The 17,229-nt window shown below is 44.2% G+C and carries 10 protein-coding genes; 6 read left to right on the top strand and 4 right to left on the bottom strand.

The features are described 5' to 3' along the window. Positions 1 to 111 precede the first annotated feature (111 nt). Positions 112 to 3,147: a TonB-dependent receptor domain-containing protein gene (locus tag CWC29_RS20225; protein WP_128726094.1), complete on the top strand. Its 3,036-nt coding sequence runs from the start codon at positions 112 to 114 to the stop codon at positions 3,145 to 3,147. Between the two features lie 209 nt (positions 3,148 to 3,356). Here CWC29_RS20225 and CWC29_RS20220 read toward each other — a convergent pair whose 3' ends face one another. Then, positions 3,357 to 5,357 carry a beta-propeller domain-containing protein gene (locus CWC29_RS20220; RefSeq protein WP_138523967.1) on the bottom strand — a complete coding sequence of 667 codons (2,001 nt, stop codon included), beginning with the start codon at positions 5,355 to 5,357 and terminating at the stop codon, positions 3,357 to 3,359. Between the two features lie 228 nt (positions 5,358 to 5,585). Between CWC29_RS20220 and CWC29_RS20215 the strand changes: the two genes are divergently transcribed. From CWC29_RS20215 to CWC29_RS20200, 4 genes are read left to right on the top strand one after another with little or no spacing between them, the layout of a single operon-like run. After that, a complete protein-coding gene (locus CWC29_RS20215) occupies positions 5,586 to 6,461 on the top strand; it encodes a MipA/OmpV family protein (RefSeq protein WP_235956699.1) in 876 nt (291 codons plus the stop codon). Continuing rightward, positions 6,451 to 6,840, top strand: coding sequence for a DUF3019 domain-containing protein (locus tag CWC29_RS24165; protein ID WP_128726096.1), 390 nt, complete (start codon positions 6,451 to 6,453; stop codon positions 6,838 to 6,840). The genes CWC29_RS20215 and CWC29_RS24165 overlap by 11 nt, the downstream gene beginning before the upstream one ends. Continuing rightward, positions 6,840 to 7,529 (top strand): response regulator, encoded by a 690-nt coding sequence (locus tag CWC29_RS20205; RefSeq protein ID WP_138523965.1) that lies wholly within the window; start codon positions 6,840 to 6,842, stop codon positions 7,527 to 7,529. Before CWC29_RS24165 ends, CWC29_RS20205 begins: the two co-directional genes overlap by 1 nt. A gap of 7 nt (positions 7,530 to 7,536) precedes the next feature. Further along, positions 7,537 to 8,775 (top strand): ATP-binding protein, encoded by a 1,239-nt coding sequence (locus CWC29_RS20200; RefSeq protein WP_138523963.1) that lies wholly within the window; start codon positions 7,537 to 7,539, stop codon positions 8,773 to 8,775. 131 nt (positions 8,776 to 8,906) lie between these two features. Here the strand turns inward: CWC29_RS20200 and CWC29_RS20195 are convergent, their stop codons facing one another. Genes CWC29_RS20195 through CWC29_RS20185 form a run of 3 tightly spaced genes read right to left on the bottom strand, consistent with a single transcriptional unit; the run spans position 8,907 to position 13,712 of the window. Then, a complete protein-coding gene (locus tag CWC29_RS20195) occupies positions 8,907 to 10,109 on the bottom strand; it encodes an MFS transporter (RefSeq protein WP_138523961.1) in 1,203 nt (400 codons plus the stop codon). Between the two features lie 36 nt (positions 10,110 to 10,145). Further along, the gene (locus CWC29_RS20190) at positions 10,146 to 11,897 is read right to left on the bottom strand and encodes an ABC transporter ATP-binding protein (protein ID WP_138523959.1); all 1,752 of its coding nucleotides are present in this window, start codon (positions 11,895 to 11,897) and stop codon (positions 10,146 to 10,148) included. Beyond that, a complete protein-coding gene (locus CWC29_RS20185) occupies positions 11,898 to 13,712 on the bottom strand; it encodes an ABC transporter ATP-binding protein (protein WP_138523957.1) in 1,815 nt (604 codons plus the stop codon). Between the two features lie 518 nt (positions 13,713 to 14,230). Here CWC29_RS20185 and CWC29_RS24160 point away from each other — a divergent pair. Continuing rightward, a complete protein-coding gene (locus CWC29_RS24160; RefSeq protein ID WP_138523955.1) occupies positions 14,231 to 17,227 on the top strand; it encodes a salicylate synthase in 2,997 nt (998 codons plus the stop codon). Positions 17,228 to 17,229: the final 2 nt, after the last annotated feature.

The raw sequence follows: 17,229 nt of genomic DNA, 5'->3' as shown, positions 1-17,229 counted from the left end.
GAGTGAAGAGTAGCTTTCTTTGTTGCTCAAATATTATAAATAACAAACAAGGTTATTTATCTTTCTCAGTCAGCCCTAAAAACCAACAACAATCAGAAAAGAGGGACTCCCGTGTCACCTAACAATAATATTAAATTACTCGCCCTATCTATCGCGCTCGCTTGCAGCAATACGGCTGCTGCAAACGAACAACAAATCGATCTTCAGCAGGTTGAACAAAGTGATACAGTTGCTAAATTGCAAAGTGAGGATCAGTCATTGGAAAAGATTGTCGTTACAGGATCTCGTATCAAGCGCGACAGTTTTTCAGTGTCAACACCTATCGCAACTATGGGGGCTGAATCGCTCAATGATTCAGGCTTTGGTTCACTTTCAGAAATTCTCTATGAAGAAATGCCTCAAGTAAGTGAAGGAACGGGGAACGGTAACTCACAAGGTAGTGTTCAAAATACCGGACTTTCAACTATAGACTTACGCGAATTAGGCGTAAGCAGAACATTGACTTTAATTGATGGCAGAAGAGTAGTATCAAACAGCTATTCAGGCAACTATGTTAGCCTATCAACCATTCCTAAAGGCATGGTTGATAGAATAGAAATCATTACCGGTGGCGCATCAGCAGCCTATGGTTCCGATGCCGTAGCCGGAGTCGTAAATATAATTACACAGCAAGACCAAGAGGGTGCCACTTTTAGTGTCAGAGGTGGTGAAAGTACCGAAGGCGGCGCTCAGGAATATACAGTAAGTGCTGACTACGGTACGACTTACCACAATGGCAAAGGTTACCTATTCGTCAGTGCCACTTACGACGAAGAAAAGGGACTAAGCTACTGGGATAGAGAGCGTGCTCAGCAGCAAGACAGCTGGGATTACGATAACGACCGTATGTGTAACGTGATGCTCACTGCCAACTACGATCCTGATACAAAAAGTGCTTACCATTGCATGAGAGATATTGATAAGTCACAGTGGGCTAGCTTGAGCGACTCAATTCCCGGTGGTGTATTTGATGAATCAAGCAGTACCAAACCTAACTCCGGCTTTTGGTATGACGGCACAACTTTACGTAACGATTGGCAAGAAGAGCTTCATGGTATCCACTTCAACCAATTTACTATGCTTAAGGTGCCCGACAAAGACCTCTCCGCAGCAGTTAAAACAGAGTACGAATTTGATTCTGGTATAGAAGCTTATTTCCAGCTGCAATACAGCCGTAATACCTCTCGGAATATTAAATCACCAGAAAGTGAGGATGAGTGCGATGCGATTGTGACCTATGACCCAAACAGTAATAAATTTGGTTCAGACTGCATGGGCCGTATCCCTTATGATAATCCATATATGCCAGAAGCGATCCGTGCAGAGGCAAGCTCAAAAGGCGTAAAATGGGATAGGCTATTCACCGAGGTTGGTAACATCATCAATAGCAATGAAAGAACGACTATCAGATCTTGGGGTGGCTTACGCGGCTACATCTGGGATGACTGGGAGTGGGATGTTTCTGTAGGTTACGGAAAATTCAAACAAGAACAGAGCCGTAGCAACGAAATTTACGTTGCGCGAGTCAAGCAGGCTCTGCATGCTGAGCGCCTTGTTGATGGTACGGTTCAGTGTAAAGACGAACAAGCTCGGGCTGAAGGCTGTGTACCAATTAATTTGTTCGGTGAAGGTTCAATCACGCCCGAAGCGGCGAATTATATTCGCGCTAACCCTTCCATTACGACTGATATAGACCAAGTGACCGTATCTGGCTTTATTACTGGTGATTTATTTGAACTTCCAGCCGGCCCCGTTGGTTCGGCATTTGGTTTTGAATATAGAAAGGACACACAAAGCGTATCAACTAACGTACCAAATGGTGGCGTAACATTTAACTACGTACCCACATTTGAAGGTGATGTAAGTGTTAATGAAATCTTCGGCGAATTGTCGCTGCCACTATTAAAAGATGCGCCAATGGCAAAATCGCTTAACGCCGAGATCTCTGCTCGCATCGCTGATTATAGCTGGGCAAATACAGGCTTAATCCAAAGCTATAAAGCAGGCTTCATTTACGAGCCAATCGAAGGTTACTCCATTCGTGCTAACTGGGCTCGAGCCATGAGAGCACCAACAATAACAGAGCTGATGTCACCACCTCGCGGCGACTATGATAGCTTTGATGATATCTGCGATGGTGTTACTGCAACATCAACTGATGCAGGCCACGACAATTGCCGTAAAGATGCGGGAATACAAGCTGCTATTGCCGCTGAAGGTACTTTTGAAGACGAAAATAACGGCTACTCACCTAACTCAGGGAATAGTGAGCTGTTTGAGGAAACCGCAGATACCATCACCATTGGTTTATCCTTAGCGCCCTCCTTTGCACCTGACTTTAGAATTGCGCTAGATTATTACGACATCAAAATCGATGATGCGGTGAGTTCGCTTGCTAATGAAGATATCATAAAGTTTTGTTACGCTTCATCGATGGAGTTCGGTGACAGTAACGAGTTTTGTCGTGATATTAAACGCGATGAAGAAGGGCAGATTTTTGAAGTTAATCAACGTGTCATCAACACGGATGAGATCCGCACTAAAGGTTACGATATCGCACTAGAATATGTGTATGACGCTAGCGATTACGGTAGCTTTAAGGTAAAAGCCGATTGGACACACGTGATCGAATACTCAATCACCAGTACGGGTCCCGATGGACAATACGAAGACCTTTATGAAGGCTACTTAAACGAAGATATTTTCGAAGACAAAGGTGCTATTTCACTAACTTGGTATAAAGATGATTGGCGTGTACGCTGGAGCACAAAATATAAAGGTGCAGTCGAAGCGAGCCGCTCGAGATACGAAGACTGGCAAACAGCTATCGCCAAGAACAATGAGCGCTGTGCAAAAGGCGAAACAACCTGTATAACCAACCCAGAACCGCTATGGCAAGGCGCGCTGCCGTCAGTTACCACTCACAGTTTGAGCGTTAACTATAGTATGGCGCTAAACGGTAATCGTACACTTTCACTTTATGGTGGTGTGAACAACTTATTCGATGAAAAAGGACCATTTATCGTTGGCGGCACGGGTAATTTTGATAGTGCCTATGGCTCAGGTGTTGGTCGCTTTGCATTTATAGGCGCAAAATACCAGTTTTAGACTTCTGCATTGATCCGAGGGGCTACCACTGAGTAGCCCCTTATCTTTAAATGAAAAAAGCCCCGCGCTAGGCGGGGCCAAAATCACTGTTTCGCTGATACAGGCTCAGCAAAAGTAACGTTAACTCTGAAGCTGTGTTAAGCAGTGCTACAGTTCACCGCTTGGCAACGAAACAGTGTACAACAACCTAATATTTAAAGGGAGTTAGGTTAATGTGGTCCGCTGTTGTCGGCTGGTGTCAACCAGTTGCTCTGCCAGACATAGTTACCATGGATATAAAGTAGTTTATCAGCTTGGATTAACCCTCTATCGGCCTCGGTATATCCGAGTGCTTTATCATTGTCTATAGGAGTTGCTACAGCTGCGCGACTACTGCCACGGTAAGTGAGCGTTGAATCTATACCTTGGATAATTTCAAACGCAGCAAGCTCATTTTGCGCAAACCAACTGTAATCGCTATCGCTCGTTTGCTCCGTATTCCAGTAAACAACTGGCAATGTGAATCTGGTTACGGACTCATTGTCTTTCAGCATGGCTAATGTACGGTAGTCGTATTCTAGCGGCGTAAACCCCCCTGCAAAAGTATGATCTTTGAGTAACTTTGGCTCGGCAGGATTTGCTACGTCAAACAAACTGACTTTGGTACCCGGCTGCACGTTTCCATCAGGGTCGCCAATGTGCTGGCCTACCCCCAGTAATAAGCCTTCACCAACTGGGTGCAGATAAGAAGAAAAACCCGGGACCTCCAAGCTTCCCACCATTCTAGGCTGCAATACATCAGATAAATCTAAGACATAGAGTGGATCAACCTGCCTAAAGGTTACGACGTAAGCCGTATCATTGAAATAACGCACTGCATAAACGTCTTCATCCACAAGCCCAGTATCCGGGTTAACTTTACCAATAGGTGTTGGGTTTTGACTATTTGGTAGCGTAGCCACAGTTTTGAGTTCTGTACCTTCTGGTTTAAGTACATATAATTTATGGCTATTACCAATCTCCGTATCATACTGACTCGTTACCACACGTAACACGCCATCTTTTTCATCAAAGCGCGTGGCAGCCATAGAATCGCTGACACGCGAAAGTTGGCCGTCAACCTCGCCTGTTGCTTGATATGTTACCCCTTCATCCGTTAACAGCAATTTATGTAATACCATACCAGAGGGATCCCAGAGTGAAGTTTTCACATCATCATCGCTATCGTTAAATGCATAATTGTATAGGTACACGGCGGTCGCTGACATATAAAAACCAAAGACTCGAGTACTGACGCAAGTTGTCTTCACATCATCAGGGTTACGAATGTCAATTTCGGTGACTGTTGTTAGGCCATTATAGCCATCTTTTGCAGTGGCATCGGCTGGTAAAAAACAGCCATCTGCAGCCACTAATGGCTCCGCACTTCCTTGCGTTAAGTTTCTAAATTTAGGTAATAAATCGTTAACGTTGGTGTTCATTAAACGATTGTAACTTGCTACTTTATCAGCAGGATTAAAATCACTATAGCTCAGCGTATGGTCTGCGATAACGTAAAGTTTGTCACCAATTAACCTACTACCAACTAATGAGCCATCGATTTGAAAACGTTTTTCAACTTCCGCTTGCGCTGGTAATGCAACGTCACTAAAGGCAAGTTCAATCACTCCTTGATAATTTATCTCAGGTTGAACGTCTAGCTCAGACATATCATCAGCAAAATCATACTCATAATCCATTAATACACTAACAAGCTGATTGTCTTGAAGGTAAAGGTTTTGGCTGGCAAATTCAGAGTCTGACACTGTTAACTCATTAACTTGGGTAGGAACATCGCCAGCATTGGTGTCCAAGATACGCACAAAGGTCTTATTGTCAGCATCTTGATATGCGACACCCGTTGAGCCTGCAATAAATAGATATCGGCCATCAAATTTAATTCGATCACTTTCTGACACACCGTCAACCAGTTGGTTTGTACCGGAATAAGGCTCACTATCCGTTGTTGATGGGTTTTCCAAGTCATCACTATTACTCAATCCACCACTGGCAACGAAAATACCGTTTTTGATAAACTGACTAAACTGAGCTGAAGAGGCCGTTTTTAACGGAGCCGAACTATTATTCAGGGCGTTAAGTTCTGGTAATTTGTCTTCATTGTTGTCACTACTACCACCGCATGCGCATAGGCTAGCGGCAAGCGGAAGACTGAGCCACATCTTGCATTTCATGATCTGTTTCCTTGTAAGTTAAGTGCAAACTAAGCCTAAACTTTCAGTTAAAAATTTCTGTTATCTTCGCAACTTGTTTTGTTATTTAATGTTACCCTTTCTGGTAATTTGTACGACGGCTGGTAAATTAGACTAGTAGCGATGTTGTGCTTTAATTGACAGACGTTTGGTCAAAGAAAAATATCTGCAAAAAAAGTGCAAAGCCCAACCCCAATACCGGAGTTCCAGTTGAATAAGTTTTTAATGGCCTTAGCCTTGTTGGTTACCACTCAGGTAAATGCCACAGCGGTGCCATGTGATGCAAATGACAGCGAATGCACGCCAGTCGACAAATGGCGGTTTGGCATTGCACTTGGCGGTGGGGCGATCTCAAACCCACTTCACGATGGTGAGAATATCCCTTTAGTCATCGTTCCCTACGTTAGTTACTATGGCGAGCATCTCTTTTTAGATAATGGTACCTTGGGCTACACCTTTTATTACTCCGATAAGTTTGATCTCAGTCTGATCGGGACTTTTAACACTGAGCAAGCCTATTTTGAGAAGTTCCACCCGAGTAACATCTTCGTACAAAAAATGGGGTTTGACGCCAGCGAGCAATTACCAGGTGGTGAATTTGCCGCAGAGCAAACCGCTATTTCTTTGGATGAAATCGAGTCGAGAAAATGGGCCGTTGATGGTGGTGTTTTAGCCCATTGGGTGGTAAACGATAGAGTAAAAGTCAGTGCATCATGGCTTACCGATATAACCAATACTTATCAGGGCTACAATGCGGATATTGGCGTTAGCTACCGTTTTCGTTTTGACAGCTCCCCAAATACTTATGTCTTTATTAAAGGTGGGCTAAAATGGAAGAGCCGACAATTAATAGACTACTATTACGGCATAGACAAAGCAGACATTGCAAATAGTACGCTGTGGTATAAAGGTAGTTCAAGCTTTCAACCTTATATCAGTTTTGCCTACTCTTACCCTGTCAGTAAATCTTGGACATTCAAGTTTAACGCTAAGTATCAACAACTAGATAATGCAATGACAGATAGCCCGATTGTCGAGGACAGTTATACCGCGACGGTGTTTGTCGGGGGAAAATATGAATTTTAGGCTGTATTCAATAATAATTATAATTTTCAGCACGTCTAGCCAAGCTTTAACCAAAAAAAACAATGATGTCAGTCTTGAAATAAAACCGATTACATGCATGGTAAAACAGGCTGGGCAACGTTGTGAAATGACCGCAAAATTTGCTTGGTACGCGCCGACCTCAATGAGCTTATGCTTGTTTCAAGAGCAACAAAAATTGCAATGCTGGGAGCACGCCAAGGAGGCAAAATCAACACAAATTATCCACCTCTCAAAATCCATGCTCTTTACCCTAAAAGATGCTAAAAATAACGTTGTTGCAAAACAAAATATTGAAGTACACACAAGCGTCAATCAACAATATAGACGTAAACTTAGAAGCGATTGGAGTGTGTTTTAATGGCTAAGGTGTTACTTGTCGAAGATGATGTAAAATTAGCGGAGTTAACCGCAAAGTTCTTAATCCATAACGGTTTTGAAGTTGTTCAATTGCACAATGGTATAAACGCCATTAAGGCAATAGAAGCCGAGAAACCTGATATTTTAATTTTAGATATTATGCTTCCTGGCCTTGACGGCTTCTCTATTTGTAAAGCGGCACGCGGTGAGTTTAAAGGGCCGATTCTATTCCTTACCGCCAAAGATAGCGACTTCGACCATGTAAAAGGGCTCGAAATTGGCGCTGACGACTATATCATCAAACCTGTTGAACCCTACGTGCTACTTGCTCGATTGAACGCACTTATAAGGCGCACACAAAATGATGAGGTACAATCAGATTCGATCACCTTGGGCGAATTACAAATAGATAAATCGGACCGTAAGGTCTATTTAGCAGGCGATGAAGTTGAACTAACTAGTTATGAATTTGACTTACTAAAAACGCTTGCTGGCCACGCTGGTGAAACACTTAGCCGAGACTATATCTATAAACACGTTGTTGGTCGCGAGTACGACGGATTAGACAGAAGCGTTGACGTACGTATTAGCCGTTTGCGAAAAAAACTTGGCGACAATCTTGAGCAACCCGCAAGGCTTATCACCGTGTGGGGCAAGGGTTACCTCTGCTCGAAGTCTGCTTGGGATTAGTGAATTCGTGCTAAAGCTATTACTCAGCCTTTATTTGGCTGTGTTTACCAGCATCGTCGTGATCAATCAAGTGAGCGAAGCCATCTGGTCTCATTGGGTGCATTCTGCGCCCGATGAGTTGCGACACGCAAAAGCGGTCGCCAACACGCTCAAAGCGAGTATTTCCTCACACAACTTACCCCAAGAGTCGGAAACCCTGAAAGTACTCGACATGGATGATGTCGCTTGGCTACCTGAGCAAGCCAGCACATTAATGCAAGGGGGAATTTTGACGAGTTTTGATGATGAAGGTAGTGCATGGCTCACTTTCAAAGTACCAAATTCAACCTCATTGCTACAATTAGGGCCACTAGCGCCAGCGGCTTCCGCTGCTAATAAAGAATGGGTTATCAAACTGCTTTCGTATGCCGTGCTCGCGTTTTTACTTATGCTGTGGATAAGGCCGTTGTGGCTCGATTTATTGCAACTGAGATATATCACCGAAAACCTCACTCAAGGTCAGCTACCCAATGCGGCCCGGCATTCCCGGTTTTCTGCTATTTCAAATTTAACCGAGCAGATCCGCGATTTAGCGTCTCAAGTAGCAAGGTTAATTGAAAACCAAAAGTTACTCGTCAATGCCGTTTCCCATGACCTACGCACGCCACTTGCCAGACTCAAATTTGCTTTAGCTATGCTGCCGGAGCAAAGCCGTGAACAAGCAAACGATATGGCAGATGATGTGGTCGAAATGGAAGCCATGATAGATGAAATGCTGGCTTACGCACGCCTTGAATTTGAAGTAGATAAACTTGAAGTAACATCACTGGATCTTTGCGCGCTTGTCGACGACCAGATAAACAAACTTAGTAAGCTCACCGATAAACAAATAACTCTTAATAAAAAGAGCACGCAGGTTATCGTCCCTGGTAACGCTCACTACCTCTCTCGAGCCATTCAAAATATTGTACAAAACGCCGATAAGTACGGTCGCTCAAACATCGAAATTAGTCTTGAATGTGACAAAAGCAGCGCTTATCTTCATATCGAGGATGATGGCGATGGGATCCCTAAGTCTCAGTGGGAATCGGTTTTTATTCCCTTCTCTCGCTTAGATGAAAGTCGCAGCAAAGATAATGGTGGTTATGGCCTGGGACTGGCTATCGTACGTAAAATTGCCACTTGGCATCGCGGCAGCTGCCATGTTGGGTTTTCCGAACTTGGTGGAGCAAAGTTCACGCTAACTTTGCCCCGCGCTTCATCTTGAAACTCTGATCACACGCACACCTGGTGACCTATGTGCGTGTATTCAAAGCATATAGAAGTTGACGGACGCAGCCCTAAGGGATAACAACGGCTAAAGAGCAAGTTACAGTTGCTATCCCAATTTTTGGAAGATTAAGTGCGGATACGAGCTGATGTCAGAGCTGCTACCAATAACATTCCTGCTATTAGTCCATACGGCAACCCAATCTCTATTTCATAAATAGCAGTTCCAACAATCGGGCCCATAACAATACCCATTCCTTGCGCCGCTGATATCGTTCCGGCAGCCGCACCTTGCTCATCAGCCTCCACCGAATTGGCAGCCAAAGCAGAGACAGACGGATATATCCATCCCATACCAAAGCCAGCGACACCATAGCAAACCCAGAGCAAGATGGGCGCTGATGCGAAAATCGCAGAAACAAATCCAGCGGCAGCGATGACTCCGCCGAATTGAATTAGTCGCGCAGGCTGCCATTCAAGCTTCTGTAGTGCCACTTGCGCGATAATCAGTGCCACACCAACAGTCGCGAGTGCAATACCTGCAGCGCGCGCAGTTTCAGCAGGATCAAGCTGAAGCCTATCAAGGACAAAAAAGCCAACCGTGATCTGCGCAACAGCCACGCTAAAAGCGGCAATAAAAGCCACAGTAACAGGTCTACGTAACCTTGCATCCGTTAAACGAACCCGGTTGTTGCTGGGTTTCACATGCCGTTCGTACTTTGGCAGTACCCACCAAAGAACAATCAGAGCAATGAGGGGCAACATTGCTGAAATATACAAAGGCATGCTTAAGCTAAAAGGCCCAAGCAGTCCAACAAACCCAGGACCAATCACCATACCAGCCGCACTTGACGCACCAATCCCCGCCATCGCTGCCGCACGTTGTTTAGGCACAACATGATCCGCGACTAAAGCAGCACAGGTCGCCGGTACCGCAGCATAAAACATCCCAGCGAATCCACGTCCAACCACTATGCCTGCAAATGCAAGCACGGGCACTATTGCGGTCTGCATCGCAAAGTCGATAAAGACTGCTAACGATGCATAGCTAATGACAAAACCTGCCAGTCCAAAGAGTATCACCGGGCGCCGACCTTTTCGGTCACTAAGGCTTCCCCAGAACCGTGCCATAATAACCCAAGCAATCCCAGCAACTGTCATCGCCGCGCCAATTTGCCAAGCTTTGAGCCCAATCACATGAGCAATAGGACCTGCTAACGCAGTAAACCCCATTACAGCCATAGTACAAACAAATGTCTCAAACATCAGCGGCTTCAGACTAAATGCATCACCCGCCTCTTGCACCCTCTCATTGTTGACTAAATTATTCATTTACTTTCCTGTTAATAATGCCAGTACGTATTCCATTTACACAAGTTGCATAGACTGTGTATTCCAAAGGTGCGTGTAGTGCCCTCCATGCGCTAACAGGCGATGGTGACACCCCGACTCCACTATTTTACCTTGCTCAAGTACGATAATGTTATCAGCCCCTTCTATACTAGAAAGCCGATGTGCAATGGTGACCACGGTACGATTTTGCAACAGGTTTTTCATGGCGATGATTACCTCTGATTGAGTAATAGGATCGAGTGAGGCTGTGGCTTCATCAAGCAGTACAATAGGCGCATTTTTTAATAGCGCTCGAGCAATCGCAATACGCTGCCTTTGGCCACCAGACAGCAATAAGCCCCCATCGCCAACTCGGGTATTTATGCCACTTGGTAAATTATCGATAAACTCTAAGCAATTAGCCGTTTTACACGCCTCTATCACTTCTTCATCGCTGGCATCAAGCCGACCAATACGAATGTTTTCAACAATACTGGCATCGATTAACTGGATATCTTGAAACACCATACCAACTAACTGATGCACACCCTTTGAGCCAATGTTTTTAAGATCTAGGCCACCGATTTTCACACAACCTGAATTAGGGTCAAAAAAGCGTGCGCACAAATTTAATAATGTTGATTTACCACTACCAGATGCGCCTACAATGGCCATTGTAGTGCCTTGTGGCACACAAAAACTCACATCATCTATGACCTTTTTAGACCCATGTTGAAACGATACTCGCTCAAACTCTATATCAAAATTGCTTGGTAATTGGGGATTATCTGGCTCAGCCAGCACAGGCTCATTTAGAATAGACTCAAGCTTGCGCTCAGACTGCATAGCCAGACGTAAAACCGTTAGATATTCGCCAACTTCTTGAAGGGGCTCGAGTAGTTTTATTAGCAGCAGGGCAAATAGAATAGTGGTGAAATCTATACCTGAAAAACGGTGCTCTGGTAAGGTTATGGCTAACATTATCACAAACATACTGAGCGCCATATTTAGCACGATGCGATAGGTTAATACGGGACCGGCTCCCCACATTTCCACTTGTAGGCTATGCTGCTTTGTTTTCTCTAACTGCTTGGCGAGGTGGGACAGCCATACTTGTGCTTGGTCATATAACTTGAGGGTTTTTAGTGCTTCAATATAATCGGTAATGGCGCTGGCACTTTGGCGATATGATTGCTGCTTAGCCATAGCAACTTGCACAAACTTTCGTTTCGACACTTCCATCACCCAAAATGCCAAAGGCAATAGTATCAATGTACTAATGGCATAAATAGGATTGATAAATAACATCACCACCAGACCAATCACAGGTGTCACCAAAGCAGAAATCAAATCGGGAGCGATATGGGAAAAAATACTCTCAATTTTTTTTATATCCTCAGTGAGTATTTCTAAAAACTCGCTACTGTGAGTACGCCGCATACGTCCGAGAGGCAGTTGTCGCACATGATTGATCAATTTAATACGATACGCATGGACAACCTGATAACTGCCTACAAAGCTTTGATATTGGCCTATATATGCACATAGCAGTTGCATTACAAAGCAACCACCTAAAGCCATAAAATAATCCATTGGTGTCGAAAGCCAGGGCACCACTTTTGACGTGGTTAAAAACTGCTGTTGTAGCCAGTGGAAACATAATAGCAGCGGTGCAATTGCTACACTACGTTCTAACACTCGAAAAACAACGCCAGTATAAAAGCGCCACTTACCAGAGCTTGCATGTCCTAATACTCGAGCAATACTCAATAATGCTTGTCTGTCCATTTAAGCCTCATAGTTTATAGATTGGAAATCTGACGAGCCTTTTACCAGTTGTTGTTGCTCTCCTTCGCTGTGTTGCAGCAACCAACTGCGGCGATAATAGTCGCAACTCGATAACAACTCGTCATGAGTTCCCTGTGAGACAATTTTCCCCTCTTTCAAGACAAGGATCTGACCGATACTTTCAAGGCCAAGATACTTGTGGGTGATCACCAAGAAAGTAGTGCTTGGATAATACGTTTGAATAGCCTGATAGAATTTGGATTGTGTCACATTGTCCATTGCCGCCGCAGCTTCATCTAAAATCACCAAAGGGGGAGCGGCCAACAAAGCACGTGCAATAGCAATACGTTGTTTTTCTCCCCCAGACAAATTTTGTCCACGCACTTGTACCTGTGTTTCGAGACCTTCAGGTAGTTGGCTTATCCAGTGCTTTATTTGAGCAGCCATAATGGCACGCTCTAGTCCATCGGGGCTAACATGGCTGCGACCAAACAAAATATTATCTCGTAACGTGCCCTCAAATAAGTAGCATTCTTGCGTTACCACACTCATAAACTGCGATCGGACACTATCACTTAGTAAATTCACATCCTGCCCGAATAGTTGCACTTTACCTGATGAAGGAGACAATAAACCACATGCCAACATAGCAAGCGTAGATTTACCGTTACCAGATGCACCGACTATAATATTCAATGAATTAGGCACTAGCTTAAAGTGCACATCAGCTAAAACCTGATGAGAATGGTAAGCAAAATCCACATTATGAAACTGCATTAGAGGCAACTTTTTATCGGCTTTAACAGGTGCGCTAGATGAATTAGAAAAGCGCGCCATATAGATAGGTGTGATCCGTTTAACACCAGCTAGTAGCTCATTTGCCTCCATAAAAAAGCGACTCACTTTGATGATTGGATTAAGCATCCCAACAGCCAGTAATATACTTAAAACAACCTGCTCAGTAGTAACACTTTGCGCACTATGTAAACTAATCGCAGCAGGTAACAAGCAAACAAAAGATGCACTCAGCAATGCGGTGTATAACGTCCAGCCTGGCACCGTTTGGCCGGTGAGTTCGAGCACCAACTTCTGGTATTGACCCAACTTTCGATTTAAAACGGCAAATCGTTCACTGTCTAAATTATATAGCTTCATCAATGGCATATTTTTAACATAGTCACTTAGTGTCGTGGTCAAATCCTCTGACACAAGGCTAAAACGCTCATACTGACCAGCTGTTTTATACATAAATAAACTACTAATAAAAAATGCTAACGGCACAACTGCAACCGTGCTGAGAGCAAGCCGCCAGTCTATAAAAGCGATCACCGTAAAGACCACAAAAGGAGTAAGGATTGCGTTAAACAACTCTACACTTTGATGGGCTATAAAGTTTTCAATATGCTCAACATCTTGCAATATATTTTGTTTTAAAACGGCGGGGTTTTGAGCACTGAACCATATTAACGACATATTTGCCAATTGACTTGCGAGTGTCATTCTAACTTCAGTGAGCGCTTTAAAAGAGACTTGGTGACTGAAGTAATAGGCGCCCATAGCACACCCAGACTTCAATAAAATCGCGCCAAAAGTACCTGCTGCAATCCACAACAATAGGTCCATGGAGGTCGATAAAGGGTTAAGTAAGGCTTGGATAGAAAGAAATAACAAATACACAGGCACGATTTCAAGCAAAGTGACAAACACCATTAAGCTAAAAGCTATCAACATCTTGCCTTTATAAGGTGCGCAGATAGTAAAAATGATAGACCAAGGACTGCAATGCCCGTCGGTTTCATGCGACTCAACACGCATATACCTACTCCGTTAAATGCGGTTAAAAATAGGTCGTATAAACTAACCCGAAGCGACATTAACACCGAGCAACCAAACAAATATGCTCTTGCCAATCCGCTAGCTTTTCGAGATATCAGATTTAAATCAACCAAACGTGAAACTTGAACAACAGAGTCAGCCATTAAAGGCCGGAACAAATTCCTTGTTTGTATCTCTGGTTTATGCCGTCAACTTTTACCACACGGTGATTTATCTAATCACAATAAAAAATAGCGATAAGCCTACTGCAGCAATCCAAGCAACTCTCCCCATATCCGTTCAATATCCCCCAGATCGGAAGTAAGTATAAGTTCTCTGATATGCAAGCAAATTTCCCCGAAAAAATTACCGATAGGGGCATACAACAACTTTTTGGGGTGGGAACAAATTGTCCAAAAACATATTTTTTGGGCAAGAAAATTTCATGACAAATAACACTCGCAGTTACTAAGGCTCAAAGACCAACCGCGATCGTGCTTCATAACCGGAGAATAATAGTGAAAACAACAATTGATACGCCAGTCCGGCCGAAGGCTGAGCAAGACCTCTATATTGAAGAGAATATTTGGCAGCAACAAAGTCTCGGTTCCCTTGTCGCCGATTGGCGGTCTCAATTTTCAGATAACGTCGCCCTGATAGAAGATGAAACGGAACTCACATACGCTCAGTTTGAGCAACGCGTGATAACGCGCAGCGCTGGGTTTCGCAATATAGGCTTAAAAGCGGGCGACCACGTTATGATGCAACTGCCCAATTCTCTCGATTTTATAATTAGTTGCTTCGCACTGTTCCAATTAGGTGTCATTCCAATTTTGGCCATGCCTGCGCAGCGAGAGTCCGATATTGCAGCGTTGTGTGAGCTCAGTAACCCTGTGGCATACATAGTACCAAGCAGTTATTTGGGGCACGACTATATTGCTATGGCCCAACGTATTGTGTCCGCATGTTCAAGTATTGAGCATATCTTGGTCGCGAGTGATACACCAACCTCCACTCCATATACATCCCTTTCTCAGTTAGACAGTACCGAGTACATGCAGGTTTCTAATATCGATCCAACATCCACAGCTCTCATGTTGCTTTCTGGTGGCACCACAGGTACACCTAAACTTATTCCACGCAGCCACAATGATTATTACTTCAATGCCAAGGCTTCTGCCGAGCTATGTCAATTTAATGAGCAAACCACTTATTTAGCGGTTTTACCAATCGCCCATAATTTCCCTTTAGCATGCCCCGGGATCATTGGCACACTTTGTCAGGGTGGAACGGTGGTGCTATGTCCAACGCCTGGGCCAGACGAAGCGTTTCCACTTATAGAACAACACAAAGTTACTCACACCGCTTTGGTACCCGCTTTAACAAAACTATGGCTTGAGGCTAAACAATGGGATGACACCGATATAAGTAGCCTGCAACTGCTACAAGTGGGTGGTGCTAAGTTCACCGCCGAGCAAGCGATACAAGTGCCCGATGTACTTGGTTGTCAACTACAACAGGTGTTTGGTATGGCCGAGGGGTTACTGTGCTTCACCCGCTTGGATGACCCGTTAAATGAAGTGGTGCATACCCAAGGCCGCCCACTTTGTGACTTTGATAAAGTACGCATTGTTGACGAACAAGATAACCCCGTAGCGCAAGGTGACGTTGGTGAGCTACAAACCAAAGGTCCTTATACCATCGCAGGTTACTACAAAGCACAAGCACATAACCAAACAGCCTTTACCACCGATGGCTTTTACCGTACGGGTGATTTAGTGCGTGTGAACCAAGCTGGTAACCTAATTGTTGAAGGGCGGATCAAAGAACAGATTAACCGAGCAGGAGAAAAAATCGCTGTCGCAGAAATAGAACAACGACTGCTCTCCCACCCCTATATTGATGAAGCCATATTAGTACCCGTACCAGACGCATATCTTGGCGAACGTAGTTGTGCCTGCATTATTTCTAGTCAGCCCGTTTCCCTCAGTGAGGTCTATCAGCTGTTGCAAGAACAGCAAGTTGCACGCTTCAAATATCCAGATCAAATCATTTCACTCAGTTTTTGGCCACTCACCGCGATAGGAAAGATCAATAAAAAAGCACTGATAAAACGTGCTGAAGATGAGTATGTAGAGCCCAATATGAACCAATTAAAACCAATACCCTATATTGAAAAAACCATCTCTGTCCAGTCAACTTCAATGCAGTTAGCACCGAGGATTTCTGAGCTCAGCAGCCATCCATTTAAAGCCATATACGAGTGTAAGTCTGCTTGGTCTGTTGGCCTTGGCAAAGTAGCTGAACTATATTCCAACGGCAGCGAAATAACCTTACAACAAGGTGAAAAAACAAAACAGTTTAATGGCAAACCTTTTCCTGAGCTAATGGCGCAAGCACTGCAAAGTATTCAATTCGAAAACTGGCGGTTATATGGCGTAGCCAAGTTTGAACTAGCTAGCGTATTTCACGGTATTCAAACACGCACTGAGCATGAAAAGTCTTTACAATTATTTGTGCCAGAATTAGAGGTACGCCTTGAAGCAAATAAAGCGATACTGCGCGCGTTAACTGAGGCTGACCTCAAAGCGCTTGAAACATTAGTTTTAAAAGCAGATACATCATGCGTACAAACGGAAAGTGCGGCTGCACTTAAGCCTCTACAAACACCACAGATCAACACGCAATATAAAGATGAATACAAAACATCGGTTGCTAAAGCCATCGAAGAAATTTGCAACAGGCAATATCAAAAAGTGATCTTGTCTCGCCGTATTCATGTGCCAGACAGCATTTGTTTGAATAAGAGCTTCCGCTACGGCCGTTTACATAATTCGCCTGCACGCTCATTCCTCTACCAGTTAAACGACTTTTCAATTGCAGGTTTCAGCCCAGAAACCCTACTTGAAGCCAGCAACAAGGGATATATCAGCACACAACCCCTAGCTGGTACTCGCTCACTTGGTAACTCGCCACAAGAAGAGCAGCAGCTACGAGAAGAACTTCTTAACGATACTAAAGAAATAGCGGAGCACGCTGTATCAGTAAAATTAGCCCAAGAAGAATTGGAGCAAATATGTGAACCCAGTTCAATTGCGGTAAGTGAATTTATGGCTGTGCGCCGTCGCGGCAGTGTACAACATCTAGCCTCTCGCGTTTGTGGTCAACTAAGTAATGGTAAAAACCCATGGCATGCATTTCAAGCGCTTTTCCCAGCAGTTACGGCGTCAGGGATCCCAAAACGCGAAGCCATAGAAGCCATATTGCGCCTTGAACCAAATAGCAGAGATTGGTACAGCGGCTGTGTAATGATTGTAGATAATGACGGGTTTATGGACTCAGCTTTGGTACTGCGTTCAATTTATCGCGCCAATAACCTTACATGGCTGCAAGCTGGCGCTGGTGTCATTGACCAATCTAAGCCTGAGCGTGAATTGACAGAAACCATCGAAAAACTCAGTTGCATCGCCAACTACCTAATTGATGAAAAAACGTTAGAAGAGGCGCAGAGCTAACA

The organism is Pseudoalteromonas galatheae (assembly GCF_005886105.2).
Classification (GTDB): Bacteria; Pseudomonadota; Gammaproteobacteria; order Enterobacterales; family Alteromonadaceae; genus Pseudoalteromonas; species Pseudoalteromonas galatheae.
This window is presented reverse-complemented; position numbering and strand designations above follow the sequence as displayed.

Excerpts from the sequence above, each read along its gene's own strand:
- CWC29_RS20190 (WP_138523959.1), bottom strand. The coding sequence starts at position 11,897 with ATGGACAGACAAGCATTATTGAGTATTGCTCGAGTATTAGGACATGCA.
- CWC29_RS20205 (WP_138523965.1), top strand. The coding sequence starts at position 6,840 with ATGGCTAAGGTGTTACTTGTCGAAGATGATGTAAAATTAGCGGAGTTA.
- CWC29_RS20220 (WP_138523967.1), bottom strand. The coding sequence starts at position 5,357 with ATGAAATGCAAGATGTGGCTCAGTCTTCCGCTTGCCGCTAGCCTATGC.
- CWC29_RS24165 (WP_128726096.1), top strand. The coding sequence starts at position 6,451 with ATGAATTTTAGGCTGTATTCAATAATAATTATAATTTTCAGCACGTCT.
- CWC29_RS20185 (WP_138523957.1), bottom strand. The coding sequence starts at position 13,712 with ATGCGTGTTGAGTCGCATGAAACCGACGGGCATTGCAGTCCTTGGTCT.
- CWC29_RS20195 (WP_138523961.1), bottom strand. The coding sequence starts at position 10,109 with ATGAATAATTTAGTCAACAATGAGAGGGTGCAAGAGGCGGGTGATGCA.